8 protein-coding genes are annotated in these 18228 nt (G+C 37.6%); 2 read left to right on the forward strand and 6 right to left on the reverse strand.

What is annotated here, in order from left to right; all coding sequences use genetic code 11:
- The first annotated feature begins 273 nt into the window (after nucleotides 1–273).
- Entirely contained in the window at nucleotides 274–891 is a 618-nt protein-coding gene (locus JOD96_RS05365; RefSeq protein ID WP_209563241.1) for an outer membrane beta-barrel protein, read from the forward strand.
- 33 nt (nucleotides 892–924) lie between these two features.
- A complete protein-coding gene (locus JOD96_RS05370; RefSeq protein ID WP_209563242.1) occupies nucleotides 925–1398 on the forward strand; it encodes a hypothetical protein in 474 nt (157 codons plus the stop codon).
- Nucleotides 1399–1469: 71 nt separating this feature from the next.
- Here the strand turns inward: JOD96_RS05370 and JOD96_RS22415 are convergent, their stop codons facing one another.
- The 6 genes from JOD96_RS22415 to JOD96_RS05400 all read right to left on the reverse strand — a co-directional run bounded on the left by JOD96_RS22415 (nucleotide 1470) and on the right by JOD96_RS05400 (nucleotide 17921).
- Entirely contained in the window at nucleotides 1470–4334 is a 2865-nt protein-coding gene (locus JOD96_RS22415; RefSeq protein WP_245188352.1) for an RICIN domain-containing protein, read from the reverse strand.
- 81 nt (nucleotides 4335–4415) lie between these two features.
- Nucleotides 4416–6284 carry a carbohydrate-binding protein gene (locus tag JOD96_RS05380; protein WP_209563243.1) on the reverse strand — a complete coding sequence of 623 codons (1869 nt, stop codon included), beginning with the start codon at nucleotides 6282–6284 and terminating at the stop codon, nucleotides 4416–4418.
- 6 nt (nucleotides 6285–6290) lie between these two features.
- A complete protein-coding gene (locus tag JOD96_RS05385) occupies nucleotides 6291–7919 on the reverse strand; it encodes a glycosyl hydrolase family 18 protein (RefSeq protein ID WP_209563244.1) in 1629 nt (542 codons plus the stop codon).
- Nucleotides 7920–8025: 106 nt separating this feature from the next.
- The gene (locus JOD96_RS05390) at nucleotides 8026–10671 is read right to left on the reverse strand and encodes a beta-1,3-glucanase family protein (protein WP_209563245.1); all 2646 of its coding nucleotides are present in this window, start codon (nucleotides 10669–10671) and stop codon (nucleotides 8026–8028) included.
- Nucleotides 10672–10852: 181 nt separating this feature from the next.
- Entirely contained in the window at nucleotides 10853–14818 is a 3966-nt protein-coding gene (locus JOD96_RS05395; protein WP_209563246.1) for a family 16 glycosylhydrolase, read from the reverse strand.
- Nucleotides 14819–15035: 217 nt separating this feature from the next.
- Complete coding sequence (locus JOD96_RS05400) at nucleotides 15036–17921, reverse strand: triple tyrosine motif-containing protein (RefSeq protein ID WP_209563247.1); 2886 nt, start codon at nucleotides 17919–17921, stop codon at nucleotides 15036–15038.
- Between the last annotated feature and the right edge of the window lie 307 nt (nucleotides 17922–18228).

Here is an 18228-nt window from a genome sequence, read left to right on the forward strand (position 1 = left end):
GGCTTACGCAAAAGTTCGCAAAGTTTAATATGCTTTGCGAACTTTTTGTTTTAATAAAACTGCTTTCGGTATAACATATATTATAAACGGCTATTTTTTCTCAAAATTGACTGATTTCACTACAATCTTGTTTCATTTTGTAAAGTGAAACCAACTTGACGCGTTTAATTATTTTTTTTTTGAAAGTAAAATTAATTTTGATTTATAATTTCAGAATTCCCTATTAAGTCATTTTACATGAGCTAATTACAAATCAAATTAAAAACTAAAATCATGAAAAAGTATCATTTTTTACTCAGTCTTTCTTTATTTTCCCTTGCGGTGCAGGCCCAAAATTCAAATTCATTTCTGCTTAATTTATACGGTGGCTACACCTTTTCAGATAAGGTAGAATACAACAATTCGTACGGATATGTCGAAGATGGTTTTGAATATGGAGCCGGTTTGGAATATTTTTTTATTAACAATACTTCTGTAGAGTTAAAATACAACAGGCTGGATACCAAATTGCCATTGTACGGACCTATGAGAAACCAGCTTAATGCCGGAGACGACAAAGGCGCAGTAAATTACATTCTTCTTGATTATACACGCTATTTTGATGTGGGTTCGCAAGTGCTGCCCTATTTGGGTGCAGGTGCAGGTATTGCCATTTTGGAAACACCTCAAAGCGGAAGTGGAACTTACTTTGCCTGGGAGGTTAAAGGAGGCGTAAAAATCAAAACTGCTTCGCCTTTGTCTATCAATTTAAATGCTTATTTACAATCGATGGCTGCTGCAGTCGGTAATAGTTATTACTGGACGTATTATGGCGTTATTGGTGTAACTGATTATGTTTCAACCTTTCAATTTGGGTTAGGGGCAACTTTAAGTTATGATTTTACTAAATAAATACATGTTTTCAACTAAATAAAACCAGCAACTATGAAAAAATTATTTTTATCACTAGCCATTATCATTTCAGTTAGTTCATTTGCTCAATCTGCAGATGATGTCGCACTTGTTCAAAGTCTTTACGGCAAATCAAAAGGTGATATCATTAGGGATTACCTCAATTTACCCGAACCTCAGGCAGCCGCATTTCAGGCTGTTTATGATAATTATGAAGCAGAACGCAAAGCTTTGGGACAGAAAAAAATGCAGATCATAAGCGACTACGCTACCAATTATGACAACATTACAGATGAAAAAGCAGATGAGCTCGCAAAAAACAATCTGAAAAATAATGTCGATTTCGAAAAACTTTTATCAAAAGCTTATGGCAAAGCAAAAAAAGCAATAGGCTCTATAAACGCTGCAAAATTCATTCAGTTAGAACAATATTTTCAAACCACAGTAAGATCTTCTGTTCAGGATGAAATTCCGTTTATTGGAGAACTTGATAAAATTAAAAAGTAAAATACTTTTGAATTCTTTTTATAAAAAAAGGCTGCCAATCACGGCAGCCTTTTCACTATTCAAAAAAAAACCTATTTCTTAATAAAGCGTTTCACGGTACGTTTTCCGTCTTTATCAAAAACAATAAAATAAATTCCCTGTCTTAATGCTGAAACATTCAGACTATTGTCATTTATTTTTTGTGCGGCAACCAAACTTCCGGTTTGAGAATCAACTACGCTGACAGTACCGCCAGTAACATCAGTTGTAAAAAATAATACGTCTGACGTTGGGTTTGGGTAAACATTTAAGGCAACAGCTTCTGTTTCTTCTTCGACAATTGTAGCGGCAGGAGCTCCTGCGCCCACTTTGGTAATTCTGATCCAGTTAATGTTCATTCCGGTATTCTGGATATAGATACCAAAATTATAAGTGCCTGCAGTTACGCTAACCGTTTGTGTTACAGTCTGCCAGTTTTGCCAGCCTCCTGTATTTGGAATATCTACGTTTCCTAAAATGGTTGTTCCGCCGTTTAGGTCAGAAGACAACCTTCCTCCTGCTACTCCACTTGCAACACGATATTCGATTAAATAAGATCCTGTGGTTGGGAAATTAATATTATTATACGCCATCCAGTCACCGGTTTCAGTGTAACCCACGTTTGAACCTCCACCAGTGTCTGTCGTGGCTTCAACCTGAATACCACTCATTGCTGAGTAATCTTCAGCCTGAATTAATGTAGAAGTTTGTGATGTCGTTGTTGCAATCAATTTCCATTGTCCGCAAGTCTGACCATTATCGTCCCATTGTTGTACATTGGCACCGTTTGCTGTACTTGCTCCGGCTACCTCAACAATTCTTCCGCTGTGACGGGCCACAAGTTTATAAAATCCGTCGGCTGCAGCTACCAAAATAAATTGTTGGTTTGTAGTTCCGTTATACGGATATTGCTCTACATTGGCACCGTTTGCTTTATTAAAATTATTGACATCCAAAGATTGTCCGCTGTGGTTTGCAATAATCTTATACAAACCGTCGCCCAAATGCGTAAAAGTAAATTTCTGGTTGTTTGCTGTATTTACAGTTCCCTGCGCTACATTTGCACCGTTAGACAAACTGGCATTCCAGACATCCATGTTGAGACCGCTGTTTCTGTTTTGGAGAAAGAAAGTCTGATTTCCTAAAGTGGTAACTCCGTTTGCAATAATACGAATAGAACTTACTTTATCATTCCAGGTTGTATTTAAACATGAATTATCAGAATTGATTACGGTTGAAGTTCCTGCAAAATTATCATCCTGATATAAAATCGCCTGAAATCCCTGAGTAACTCTTAGTGACGAAATATCATCATTTAAAACTCCCAGCGAATTCAGTCTTGCCAAATTATAATCCCCAATTGTCAAACCGCCCGAAAAACCGGTATAATTACAATCTTTATAAACTGTAATTACGTCTGTTGAAGGGCTGATATTTCCTCCCGGCGGAATTGTTCCTGTAATAGAATAACTTCCGATAGAGCCATAAGCAGAATAACCTCCGACTCCTGTGTTTCCTGCCCCGTTGCCATCAACGCCTATGAAATATTTTCCGGCTGGTAAGTTTACATTCATAGAAGCATTCAAAGCAAACGGATCAGAATTCCAATAGGTTCCCATTTCTGCTCCTGCTGAGTTGTATAATCGTATCAGCAAGTGCAGATTTCCATCTCTTGAAACTGTATTGGCATTAATAGAAACATTTCCGCCTCCGGTTGTAAACGTAAAAAAGTCATAATCGGCTTCGTTGGAAATAATTCCGTTTTTCTGATTAATTCCCCCGCTTCCGTTATAATCCAAATTAGCTGCAGAAGCCGTATTATTACCATAATCATCTCCTCTGAATCCTACACCAAATTTTGTGCTGGCAATAATAGCCACATCGTCTTGTTTGTTGTTGGCATTATTATATTCTCCTTTACTCCACTGTACAACAGGTCTGTAATATCCTGCACCCATGATTGGTGCCCATGCTGTTCCGTCCAGACCTACAAAATAATCTTCTGCAGGGCTGGTACGTCCGTCATGGCCTAAGTCAAAAGTATGCCCGACTTCATGAGAAGAAGCATCTCCTCCGGATTTTCCTGAAGTGATGAATACCCAACAAGGTACATCGTTATCCCAGTTAAAAGAACCAATGTAAGCAACACCTCCTGCGCCCGGAGCTGCTGTATTGGTTGGTGTTACTACAACACGCATTCTTCTGTTTCTTGGATACGAATTAAAAACAGCTTCGTTGGTTGTTACATTTACATTAAAAGCTCTGTAATCCTCAGAAACTACTTCCCAGTGCTGTTGTACGGCTGCATCGCTCATTCCGGATGCAGCAGCATTGATTGCATTACCATTATTCCAAAGGTTTCCTGCCGGCATATAATAGCCGTCAAAATCCAGCATAACACAACCTGCAGCGCCCGGTAAACTTTGCAGGTCCAGCAGAGCCGGAGCAATTTGAGCTGCAACAGCTGCGGTTTTGTTTGCTGCTTTTGAAGGAACGTTTTTGTAATCAATACAAACCAAAGTATTGATATCTACTTTTTCTACAAAAGCATTTCCTGCAGCATCAGAATAATATTTGTAGGCTTCTCTTGTTTTCTTTAAAAGAATATGGCCTTCAAGTAATTTGTCTTTTACTTTAATGAAAAAAGAAGATTCTGGTATATTTTTAATTTCTCCGATTAAAAATTCACTTGAAGCATTCGATTCTTTAAAATTGATTTTTCCATTAAATTTTTTGGAATTGGAAACCTCAAGCAAGACTGTTTTTTCTGCACTTTTTGAAGTTGCTGAAACAACAAGTTCTTTCTTTAGATTGTTCATAAAAGTTTTGCTCGTGCCTAAAGAAGTCTGCGCAATTGCAAAACTGCTAAAGGCAATAAACACCAATAAGCTTAATCGTAATCTGTAATTGTTTTTCATAATTTATCTAAGATTTGGGGTTACGATGTATAAAGAAATCACTATCTCTTCTGTGAGAAGAAATAGTGATTTCTGAAAAAATTATTTTTTAATAAAACGTCTTACGGTTTTAATTCCGTCTTTTTCTACCAAAATCAAATAGATTCCGCTTTTTAAGCCGGCAACATCAATACTGTTAGTATTGGCAGTTTGCTGAGAAACCGTTGCACCACTTTGAGAATCAATAATTCTTATGTTTGCTCCGGAAACTTCTGCAGAAAAGAAAAGTGTCTGCTCTGTTGGGTTTGGATAAACAGTCAGACTTTCGATTTTGTCTGTTGAAGCTGTTTTTGCAGCCAAGGCAGAAGCTGTTTTCGTAATTCTAAACCAGTTTAGATTCACACCCGTATTCTGAATATAGATTCCGAAATTATAAGTTCCGGCATTGACATTTACGGTTTGAGATACTGTTTGCCAGTTTTGCCATCCGCCTGTATTGGGTATGTTAACAGAACCAAGCTGAATCGCTCCTGCACTTAAATCTGAAGAAATAACTGCCCCGCTAACACCACTGGCAACTCTGTACTCAATGAGGTAAGAACCAGATGTTGGAAAATTAATCGTATTATAAGACATCCAGTCACCCGTATCTGCATAACCGACATTTAATCCGCCGCCGGTATCTGTGGTTGCTTCGGTTTGGATTCCGCTCATGTTGGCATAACTCTCTGCTTCGATCAATACTGACGAAGAATTTGTTATGGCACGAACTCTTACTGAAGTAGCCAGATCATTAAAACTATTGTCTACCAAACAAGTATCATCTGCGCTAATAATTGTAGAAGCACCCGAAAAATTATCGTTTGCATAAAGCACTGCCTCATAACCATTTTGCACTTTTAGTGAAGAAATATCATTATCTAAAATTCCTTTTGCCTGCAAATCGGCTAAAGTATAGTTGCCGACTGGCAAACTAACAGCATATCCGGTATAATTACAATCCTTATAAACTGTGGCAACGCCATTTTGTGGTGTTTCATAAAATGTTTGCCCTGCCAGATTTCTTCTTTTCAATCCTTGTGCTCTGTAATTGGTAACCAAAGTATTAATCTGTGTCAGGTCTAATGCTGTATTTTTATAATATAAAACCCAGTCTGCCATGAAAGTATTCTCTCTGTTACTGGTGCTGGTTCCTAATACATTATTCCAAATCCAGTTTGCGAATGCCACCTGCATGGTACTTCTCGGATAAACCGAAAGGCCTGCCTGAGTTTCGCTATCGGTAACAGAGTGAGTAGCAATGAGGATATTATCCATATAATATCTGATATTCACACCATCTGTGCAGGTAGCAATAAAAGTATGCCACCCGGCTAATGATTTTTGCTGGGTAGAATAGGTTTTCCAGGGTGTCCATGGATTTGCAATATATTTGTGATAAGAAGTGGTATACCCCACTCTGTTGTCTGGAGAAACGCCCCACTTATCTGCAGCCATATACTCTATGATATCCATCTCGCTATACTTTGAACCATCCTGCGCAAGAGCCGAACTTACAATCGTAAAAAAGGTTTGTATATTGGCGTCTTTACTTGCAAAAGATTCATCTGATAAATACACTCTCGACGCATAAGTTCCTTCAAAATATTCGTAAGAACTTTCGATTCTGGAATGTGTTACCCCTTTTGTCTGACCATTAACAGTTGTTTTTAATGTCATTAATTTATTAGCAGCATTATCAGGGTCTGTAATAAAAGCTACATTATTTCTGCTATATGTGGCTCCTTCCGGTGGTCCACTTACTCCATTAACAATTTGCCATTTATTGAATGATGTCAATTGCGGATCATTATTGCCCGAATAATTAAAATCATCAAACATTATAACCTGGGCATGGCAGCTTAAACCAAAGAAAATAAATACCAATAAGAGTAGCCTTAAATTAATTAAGGCTATTATATATTTCTTCATGTTAGCTTATTTCTTTATAAAACGTCTTACTGTTTTGATTCCGTCTTTTTCTACCAAAATCAAATAGATTCCGCTTTTTAAGCCTGCAACATTAATACTGTTGTTATTGGCTGTTTGCTGAGAAACCGCTGCACCACTTTGAGAATCAATAACACTCACACTTGCTCCTGAAACTTCTGCAGAAAAGAAAAGTGTTTCTTCTGTCGGGTTTGGATAAATGGTTAAGCTTTCTACTTTGTCTGTAACTGCAGGTGCTGATTTTGCTGCCAAAGCTGAACCTGATTTGGTGATACGGAACCAGTTTAAATTTACTCCGGAGCTTTGGATATAGATACCGAAATTATATGTTCCTGCATTTACATTTACCGTTTGGGTTATGGTCTGCCAATTTTGCCATCCTCCTGTATTTGGTACATTTACAGCTCCCAGCTGAATAGCTCCTGCTGTTAAATCAGATGATAATTTTGCTCCGTTTACCGCACTCGCTACCCTGTATTCAATTACATAAGCTCCCGATGTTGGAAAATTGATATTAAAATAAGCCATCCAGTCTCCTGTATCAGCATAACCAACATTCAATCCTCCGCCTGTATCGGTTGTCGCTTCTGTCTGAACACCGCTCATTGAGGAATAATTTTCTGCCTGAATCAAAGTTCCCGTTACCGGAGGGTTGCTTCCTTTAACCACCTGATCAATTGCTGTAAGTAATGATTTTGAACCTGTTGCATCCTGAGATAATTCCCAAATCATGACACCAGCTGCATTTTGAATCGCAAAAGTCGTTTTTGCCTTAATTGTCGGGATTCCGTTATAATAAATAGTATTTCCTACCTGATCTACATTTTCGGCTCCCGGATATTGGTTTACGATATTGGCAAATGAAATTCCCTGATTTGCTGATGCTCCAAAGCCATATCCGTAAAATGGAAGTCCGATAACCGCTTTACTTGCCGGTAAACCTCTTCCTGTCCAGTAATTAAACTGGTTAACTGCCATGCTGTAAGGAGAATGCTGACCCGGGTTTCCCGGAGCCCACGGACCTGTTGCATCATACGCCATGATATTGATCCAGTCATACGCTGCAAAAGTAGATGAAGGTACATTGGCACCACCATATCCTTCTGAAAGCGCTGCTGTAATTAATTTTCCATTGGCATGAAGCTTATTGGCCAAAGCAATTACAAAACCTCCGTAATCACTATTTATGGCCGGGCCTTCTAAATCAACATCAACTCCGTCAAAATTATGCGCTACAACATAATCGTAAATTTTCTGAATAAAAGCTGTTCTGTTGGCTGGCGTAATCAAATTAAAATAATTGTCACGAATGGCTCCTCCTTCTGAAATAGCCCCTCCACCAAGAGAAACAAAAACTTTTACATTCTGGGCATGGGCTGCATTTATTATAGTATTACTTCCTGAGTTAAAAGACAGATATCCGTTTGCATCAGGATTCTCAAACGCAATATTTATATGCGTTAATTTACTGTACTGGATAGTGCCTGAAAAGGCGTTCAAATCAATCCAGTTGGGAATATAAGCGATTACTTTTTTCTGGGCAATCGACAGGTTGAAAACTCCAAGCACTAAAATGATAATCCATTTTAGCGGCATTCTTTTGTAATTGTTTTTCATAATGTTCAATTTTCAATAGTTAATAGTAGGGGTTAATTATTGCTTTTAAAGTGAAGCCCTGAAGAGGTTCAACTGAAAATTTTCAGGGCTTTTACTTATTCTGAAATTATTTTTTGATAAAACGTTTTACCGTTTTTGCACCGTCTTTTTCGAAAACCACAAAATAAATTCCGGTTCTAAGACGTGAAACATCGATACTGTTATTATTGATTTTCTGTTCAGAAACAACAGTTCCTGTCTGATCAACAATGCTTACTTTTTCTCCGCTTACAGATGTAGTTACAAAAAGAGTGTTTTCTGCCGGGCTTGGATAAATACTAAGCTCAGCAGCAGGTTCTTCTTCTACCGTTTTTACAGAAGCCGTTTTTGCAGCTGCACCCACTTTTGTAATTTTAATCCAGTTGATGTTCATTCCTGTATTCTGAATATAAATTCCGAAATTATAAGTCCCTGCATTTACATTCACACTTTGAGAAACGGTTTGCCAGTTTTGCCATCCGCCAGTATTTGGTATATCTACATTTCCTAACAGAATTGTTCCTCCGTTTAAGTCAGAAGATAATCTACCTCCTGCCACAGCACTTGCCACGCGGTATTCAATTAAATAAGAACCTGTAGTAGGGAAAATAATACTGTTGTATGCCATCCAGTCACCTGTTTCTGTGTAACCAACATTAGAACCTCCTCCGGTATCTGTGGTAGCTTCAATCTGAATTCCGCTCATTGCAGAATAATCTTCTGCCTGAATTAATACAGAAGTCTGAGAACTTGTAGCCGGAACCAGTTTCCATTGTGCACAAGTTTGTCCGTTATCCTGCCATTGCTGTACATTGGCACCATTTGCAGTACTTGCACCTGCAACTTCTATTAGTTTACCACTGTGTCTGGCTACGATTTTATAAAATCCGTCGCCTGTAGCAACCAATACAAATTGCTGGTTTGGTGTAGCATTGTATGGATATTGCTCAACATTGGCACCATTATCCTTATTGAAATTATTGATATCCAAAGATTGTCCGCTGTGATTTGCAATAATCTTATACAAACCATCACCTAAATGTGTGAAAGTAAATTTTTGGTTGTTTGCCGAGTTTGGAGTTCCCTGTGCCACATTTGCTCCGTTGGAAGTACTTGCACTCCAAACATCCATATTTAAATTACTGTTTCTGTTTTGTAAAAAGAAAGTTTGATTTCCTAAAGTGGTAACTCCGTTTGCGAGAATACGAATAGAGGTTACTTTATCATTCCAGGTAGTGTTCAGACACGTATTATCAGAATTGATTACGGTTGAAGTTCCTGTAAAATTATCATCCTGATACAAAATTGCCTGAAATCCTTTTGCAACTTTAAGTGAAGAAATATCATCGTTTGAAACGCCTAAAGTATTTAGACGGGCCAAATTATAATCTCCAATAGTTAATCCGCCAGAAAATCCGGTGTAGTTGCAATCTTTATAAACAGTAACGACATCTGTAGTTGCCGGTACAGAAGGTACTGTTCCTGCATATCCTCCAAAAACAGCAATAACTTTGGTTGGCTGTGGTGTATGAAGTGATGGCGACTGATCTGCAACATCATCATAAGCAAACCCGTAGGCCAGATTATCAATATTAATTCCCGGTAAATGCCAGAATTTAGAATAATGATTGGTTGGGTTTACCTGATAATATTTTGATGCATCGTACCAGTTTTGCTGACCCGGATTTGGAGTTGTCACATTTACAACATGTCTGTTAATGGCTGCTGTTAATTGTGCCTGAATCACCAGGTCCAAATCTCCGTCTACCAGTCTTCTGTCCAGAACACCTTTTCCTTCAAGTGCTTCCTGCGTGCTTGGTCTGTTTTGAACGCGGCCTGTACGGCCTGTGAATCCGCCAGATTGTCCAACCATTTCTAATTGTTCTCCGATAACTCTTCCTTTAAAAACTCCTGCGTCTCCGGCATAAAAAATTAAATCTTCATTTTTGTATTTATTCCAGATGGCATCGATATACGATTTTAAGTAGTTTGCATATGGTCCTGATCCTTCGGCGAAAGCCGGTGTTTTAGAAGGAGCTGTAATTTCACCCGTTGCGTCATTAACACAGCCTTGAAATTCTGCCGGAACATTCGCCTTAAAAGCGGCAACGATGTCAGCATGTTTTTTTAAATCCCCAACTTTTTTCTGGTAACCGTTTGCTCCGAACAATTCAAGTCCCATTGGGTATTTATACGAATCTACTCTGGTTGGATTTCCAAAGAAACCGTACTGATTGTTTGTTAATTCGATCATTTCATACAAAATGCCCTGATTTGGATCTGTCGAATTTTGCGGATTTGGCGATGCATATCCGGAAGGTGCTCCATTGGCACCAAAAAAGTAAAAATACAGTTGTGAACCTTTTGAAATAAAAACCCTGCAGCCTGCGATTAAAGGCAGTGTAAAGGTTTTGTTTGGAATTTCGCTCAGTTTTGTAAAACAAGCGGCATATTTTGAGTTTTGTCCCGGCCCTGTATTTCCGCCATACGTTGGTCCTGTAACGGTATTGTAAGAGGCGCTCATTGGCAATATCTGACTTGTTTTGGCATTTACCCAAACGTGGTTTCCGGTAGTATAATCAATACCAACGATGGCTACATAAAGCTCGTTGTCATTAAAAGTTGAGTTATTGCTTATGGTAAAGGGAACTGGTCCCTGACCGTGCATCAAATTTGAAAACACCAGAAACAGTGTTGTCAAAAAAGAAATTCTTGTAAGTCTAATTTGTTTCATATTTAAAGTTTTTTTGGGGTTATAAATTAATTTTCAAACCATAAAAAATCATTTGTTTGAATGAAATGACTTTATTTATCCGTCAGGTGTAATCGTATGGTGCTATCCTTAAATTTAATCTCCGGACTATTAAAAACCGGTATATTATTTTTAATCTGAATCACACCCAACGGATTTTTATCTATTTCTTAATCAGTTTCCTGGTAACATTCTTTTGATCAGATTTAAAATTCAGGATATAAATCCCTCTTGGAAGTCGGTTGATATCCAGAAAACTTTCATTGGCCGAAGTATCGATTTTGCTTCTCAAAACAAGAGTGCCAGATAAATCATAAATAGTTACTTCTTTATTAGCCAGTTCTCCCGGTACAGAAATCTGAATGTAATCATTGGCCGGATTTGGATAAATCGTAACATCTGTTAATTCTTCTTCGGTACCTGCTTCTTTGGCTGCTAATCCTGTTTTGGCTGCCGATGCAGATCCGTAAGCTTCTATTTCATACAATGAATAGCCATACGGAGCCAAAGCTTTTGCAGTACATAAGATTCTCAAATATCTTCCTGATCCGCTAACTGCTAAGTCATCTGTGCCGCCATCGCTGGCAGTTTGTGTATTTATAGTTTCGCTTTCTGTAAAAGTGTTGTCTGCAGAAAGCTGTATTTTGTATTGCGTTGCAAAAGCTGCTTCCCATTTCAAAACCACACGGTTTAAGTTGTAGTTACTTCCCAAATCCACATAAATCCATTCGGTTGCATTGGCAAAAGAACTTGCCCATCTGCTTACTGTTCCGTCACCATCTGTAGCTTTTGATGCAGAAAGTGTTGCATTTTCTTCTGTAGAAGCTGTTGCTGTTTTTGCTAAAGCCAAGTTGACATTAGGATTTGGCGTAATATTTCTAACAATAACATCGCTGAAAACTCCCGTTGTTAAAGTTCCATTAGCATGTGATGTTACCGCCATTCCCACATAAATAGTATTGGCCATTGCAATCGTTCTTGCCGTACCAATTTGTGTCCATGTTGTTCCGTTATCAGATGTGTAAGACGTAAACACGTTTCCTGTTCTGACAGTACGAAGCCATTTAGGAAAAGTTCCTGCTGCTCCCTGCTGAATCGTTGGTACCGAAACCGCATCTCTTGATAAAAACTCAACACCTGCCGCAGCCGTAATTGTGGTCATAGCATGTTTAGAAGTCGGCGTAAGCGTTTCTCTAAACATCACACCCGCTTTTGCATATGTATTGGTATTGGTCAATGAAGTTACTCTGGCAATAATTTCGGCATCGCCTGTAATAGGCTGATACACATATTGAAACTGATCGCTTGATTCCCAAATATCTGTTCCTGAACCTTTAATAGTAAAAGTTCCATTGCTGTGTGTTGCTTCTCCCGCAGGAGTTACGGCACCTAAATCTGTGCTAACCCACGGTGCTGGTAAAGTTAACGGAGGATTTTCTGTAGAAACTAAATTGACACTTCTGATATTATCAAAATAATACGTGTTTCCTGAATTTGTTCCCGGTTCAAATAAGAAAACAAAACGATTTACTTCGCTGTCTACCGTTGATGCGTCCGGCGCACTTGCGTATGTAAAAGTAAGTGTATGCCATGTATTGGTTTGTTTTACAACGGCCTGATAAATACTGTGTCTTCCTACCGGATAGTTTGACGGAATCGAAGCACTGCTTTCTGCCTGCCATGAAATTACAGATCCAACCGGTGCAGACGTATACACATCCATAGCGAATTTTTTAGTTCCGCTTTTGAAATCTCCGATATTGTTTATCGTTGAATTAAAAGAGAAGTTATCATATAATTCTGTTGATTTTCTAACGTATTTACCAACATTAGACGAAGTATTAATTCCGCTTGCGTTCGGGTTTGGCGCATTTGCTGTATAAGTCCCAATCGCATCTCTAAATGTGATATTATGAATGGTTTGATAATCTTCGTAAACTACACCAGGCGTATAAGTATCCGGTAGTTTGGTCGTTCCGATTCTGATATTATCAAAATAATAGGTATCACTAGTGTAAGATCCTGAATTAAACAGCAAAACCATTTGATTTATCGCCAGATTTGAAGTTCCTAAATCCGGACTTGAGTTATAATAGAAAGTCAGCGTTTCCCATTGATTTTGTTTGGTTGTGATCGCTACATAATTACTATTTCTTCCTGTCGGGAAATTGGCCGGAAGGGAAGTCGCACTATTTTCTAAGTTCATACTCACCACCGTCCCAATCGGTGCCGAAGTATAAACGTCGATCATAATTTTATTAGTCTGATTTTTCAGTAAACCTGCATCTTCAATTGTACTTTGTGTATTAAAAAATAATACATCGTATTGCTCGGTTACGTTTCTAACGTACCTCGCTACATTCGCAGAAGCGTTAACAGAATTAGAACCAGGATTTGCTACTACGCTGTACGTTCCTGTAGTTGTCCCTTTTATAATTTTATTAATCCCATCATAATTTTGCAGAACATCTGTAGCAATAATTGGCTTTTCAGGAGCTGCTTTGGTCAGCAGATTATCAAAATAATAGGTAGCTCCGGAATTTGAATTTGATTCAAACAGAACAACTACATTATTGATAGACAAAGCACTTGTATTTGGGTCGATTATTTTTTCAAACTCAAATTCTATCGTTTCCCATTTGTTCTGTACGGTTGTTGCCGCTTTAAAACCACTATGTCTTCCCGAAGGATAATTTGTTGCTGTGGTAACTAAACTATTCTCCAGCTGCATGGATATTTTTGTTCCCACCGGAGCAGAAGTATAAATATCAAATGAGAGTTTTTTTCTTCCGTATACATAATCATTGGCATTGGTAATGGTTACGTTTTTAATGTTCAGAACATCATATAACTCCGATGAGTTACGAACGTATCTTCCAACCGCTGCCGAAGTATTTATTCCGGTTGCTGAAGGATTGGCAACAGCTTCTGTTAAAACTCCTGTTTTTAACGGATACAGTACATTTCTGTTACTTTGAAAATCTTCGTGAATTTTTTCAACCGGGAGCGGAACTTCTGTTGTTACAGCCAGTTTATAGGTTGTGGTAGTGCAACCCGAAACTGTTGCCACAGCAGAAACATCTCCGCCTGTACTTCCCCAGTTTACTGTAATAGTATTGGTTCCCTGTCCTGAAGTTATGGTTGCCCCAGACGGAACTGACCAATTATAACTTGCGCCTGCAATTGGGTTTAAGCTATAAGTTTTGCCCGTTTCATTATTATAAACTTTTGCATCTCCGGTTACGCCGTGTGTAAAACTTCCGTCATAAACACGAACGTAATCTACCTGCAGTTTTGCAGGAAAGTCACCGGGAACTGGCGCAACTCCTACACCATTTACACTTGTATATGGTGTTCCTGCGCTTCCAACGGCCAAATTTAAAATAATATAAAACTGTTGATCATTAAAAGGCCAGCCACCATTTACTGTAGTGTTTGGTGTTGCTGTATGAAATAAATTTCCATCAATAAACCACTTAATGATATTCGGCCCCCACTCTACGGCATAGACATGAAATTCTGTGGATAAATCTGTTGGAGAAGCATAACTTCTTCCGGTATAATGATAACCTCCACCGTCATAATGAATTGTCCCGTCTATAGATTGTGGGTTTCTGTGTTTGGCTTCCATGATATCAATCTCACCGGTGTACGGCCAGTTTGCAACCCCTGCAGGCAGCATCCAGAATGCCGGCCAAGCTCCCATGCCGCTGGATAATTTCATACGCGCTTCTACTCTTCCGTATTTCAGTGCATACTTTCCTTCTGTGGTTAATTTTGCAGAAGAATAAGGCTGTTGCGGAAAAGCTGCATTTGGCTCGTATTTAGCCTGGATATTTAAATAGCTGTTTGTTCCTTCTTTTACAATTGTTGCCTGATTCGGATCATAACGCTGCGCTTCTGCATTTCCAAATCCGCAAAGCGAAGGACATCCGTTTCCGGAGATACTTTGCCATTTTGTAGCATCAACTGTAGTTCCGTCAAACTCATCTGCCCAGACCAGTGTGTTACATTGCGAATGCACTTTGAGAAAAGGTAAAAATAAGATCATTATAAGAATAATAAACCTTTTCAAATAACGGTAATTGTCTTCCGGTGGTCGGCCGGAAAAAAAGTCTTTTTGTTTCATTTTTTTAGTTTTTTGTTAGTAAAGCTTATTAGTTAAAAAACAGCCGATTTGTAAAAATCAGACTATTATTTTTTGCTAATAATGAACAATATTAAGAAATAAACTACGCAAAAAGCCAATTCAGGGATACGGTTTGACTACGGTACAGGCAAAATAAATGTAGTAAATAGGCGTCAAAGCCCGTAAATACACCTAAGATTATACTTAATAATTAAACTTAAAAATTAAGGATAAATTCAGTAATGTTTGCATCAGAAGGAAGCTGGAGTTTTTTTCGGATACGGTATCGGGTATCTTCAACACCTCTAACGGAAATTCCCAAAAGCGGGGCAATTTCTTTTGTATTGAAATTCATTCGCAAATAGGCACATAAACGCATATCGCGTGGAGTCAGTTCAGGAAATTTGGTTTTTAAACGCTGCATAAAATTATCATGAAGCTGATTGAAGATTTCTTCAAACTCATTCCAATGCTGATCACCTTGCAGTTCGTGATCTATAATTCGGTTTATTTTGGTCAGCAAACTCAAATCATTATCCTTTTTAATCTGGATAATTAATTCTTTTATAGAAAGCAGAATTTCATTCAGATGAATTAGGTTGACCGTGTTCGATGCTACCTTAGCATTTTTAAGATTAATAGTTGCTTCCAGATTTTCTTTTTCAAGCAACAATTTCTGCTCGTTAAATTCTGCCCTCGTAAACAAAAGTTCCTTTTCCTGATTAATAATAAGCTGTGAACGTTTGCGTTCTGCCTGAATTTTTTGATACCTGATAATGGTATAAATCAAAACACCAAAAAGTACAAAATACAATATATAAGCCCAGCTTGTTCTGTACCAGGGCGGCAGAATCTCGAATTTAAAGACGGCTTCATCACTTACAACATCATAAATGTTTTTTGCCCTTACGTGAAAAATATATTCGTTTTCAGGAAGATTGGTATATTCTTTTTCGGTCTGCAGACTCAAATCTGACCATTTTGGCTCAAATCCTTCGAGCCAGTATTCGTATTTGGTTGCATCGCCTTCATCATAAAATAATGAGGCAAAGGAAAAATGCAAAGCATTATGCGAATACGGCAAAACCTGACACAGTTTTTCTGCCGATGCATCTGACGGGAGTACATCATATCTGCTGGAAAACAGCAAACTATCTTTTGGAAAAATCGATTTTACTTCAGAAATAACCGCCTTGTATCTGGTTGTATATTTTTTTCCTTTTGTACTATTATAATGAATTAACCCATCCTGAGTTCCAAAAAAAACATCTCCTGCAACAGTCGTCTGAATGTTCTCAAAACCCGGAATATATAAGTACATCAGTTTTCTAAAAGGCAATTCTTCCTTATCAAAACCTTTTTTGCTGCGACTCAGTTTACCTGTATTTTCTCCCGATACATACCAAATATTATTCTGGTTATCCGCTTTTAGTAAACGAATATGATTGTTCATTCCGAGAGATTTTTTGAAAACAGCATTTGGAGCCATTTTTTTTGAATTCTTATCCTGTTCATAAACACCTTTTGTAGTCCCAAAAAGTATCTGATTGTTTATTTTAAAAGTATTTAAAAACAAACTCGACGGAAAACCATCTTTCTGATTGTAAAACTGAACATCCGAAACGGCATCAAATGTTTTGTTTAATTTTATCTTAAAGATTCCTTTATAACCGTGCGCAATCCAAATCTCATCATTATGAGGTACAATAATTCTGCTGCTTTCCTCAAAACCCTTTATTTTATTTTGATATATCCACGAATTATTTATTTTTTTTAGCATATACATTCCGGTGTAACCGCCAACAAGCAATAAATCAGGGTGATTTGGAATAATAACGCCCTGCCATGCACCATCAATTTTGGCAATTAATTTGGATGAAGTACCATTTATTTCGAATACTCCGTTTTTTTCAAAAGCCAAAAGCGAAGTGCCAAAAACACCAATATTCCAGACATTTTCAGACATTCCGCTAATATGCTGAAAATGCACATTTTCTCTTTTTCCGTTTTTATACGCCTCCCAATCCAGCCAAAATAAACCATTGTCGGTTGCGATATAAAGTTTGTTTTGATAAATCTGGCTGCAATATATTTTGGTTTCAGAATTTGATGCGTCCAGAATTTTAGACAAAGGCGAAGAAATCTGAATCAGAGAAATCCCTTCTTTGAGTGTTACCCACAAATTTCCTTCTTTATCTGTTTTGAGATTTGTTACATACTCATTTTGCAGCCCCATTTGTTTGTTGATATGCTGAATCAAGCGTCCGTCACCATCCAGAACTACCAACCCGGTTTGACGTGTCCCAATTCCGAAATATCCGTCAGGAAATAAAATCCCTGTCGAAATCTGATTTTGCTTTAATAAATAATCTGCTTCGGTAACAAATGGCTTTAGCAGATTGTTACTATAAACAAAAAGTCCGTTTTTTTGCGTAAGAAGTACTAGTCCTTTTGGAGTAGCAAAAATCTTTCGGATCTTTAATCCGATAAACTTTTCGCTATTCGGAATTGTCGATAAAACACCTTCTTGCAGTTTCAGTAAACCTTTGGCATTATCAGAAACATAAATATCATTATTGACTTCAAAAAACTCATCAAATTTTGCTGCAGATTTTAATACTTTGATTTTATTATTCTTATAAATAAAAATTCCTTCATTAGAAAAAAAGATAACTTCGTTTTTACGAATAACCGTATGCAGTACATCACCAAAATTCTTTGCCCAGGCTGGCAGTAATTTTACCAGCGATGTATACTTATATTGTCCGTTTGGCAGCTGCACCACATAACCAAAATCGCCCTGGGCGCCCACATACATTTTGTCTTTTTTGTCGATTGCAAGAGAACGAACCATACTTTTATTTTCCGGTTGTGTTACGATATGCCATCGCACGCCGTCAAACTGCATGATTCCAAAATGATTGGCAAAAAACATCATGCCTTTAGAATCCTGCAAAACATCCCAGTTTTCTGAAGCAGCTTTGTAATTTTTAGGACTATAATTTGTGATAAAGGGAACGCCTATTTTTTTAATTTGAGCATTAAAAAGCTGAGGCAAAGAGAATATCGATAAAACTAAAATTCTGATTATATATTTCGTCATGTCATTTAGGTCTGTAGGTTACTTCGTTGTAATTTTGAAAATCACAATCTTAAAAACGCCTCTTTGGGAAAAGCTATTTTTAGGTAAAAAGACCTTTCTTACGCCCGTGTCATTAATAATTTAACATTAATACACAAGTAAAAAAAAGAATGTCCTATCTCAAATATATAAAATTTTATTTTATTGTAACAAATTACATTAAAATTTGATAATTAGACAATTGAGATATTTTTTTAAACAAGCTTTGTCAAAGTTTTGAACTTTGACAAAGCAAACTAAAACGTTTTATTGGTATTGTCATTTTAGG

This window comes from Flavobacterium sp. 1355 (genome assembly GCF_017833415.1).
Lineage (GTDB): Bacteria > Bacteroidota > Bacteroidia > Flavobacteriales > Flavobacteriaceae > Flavobacterium.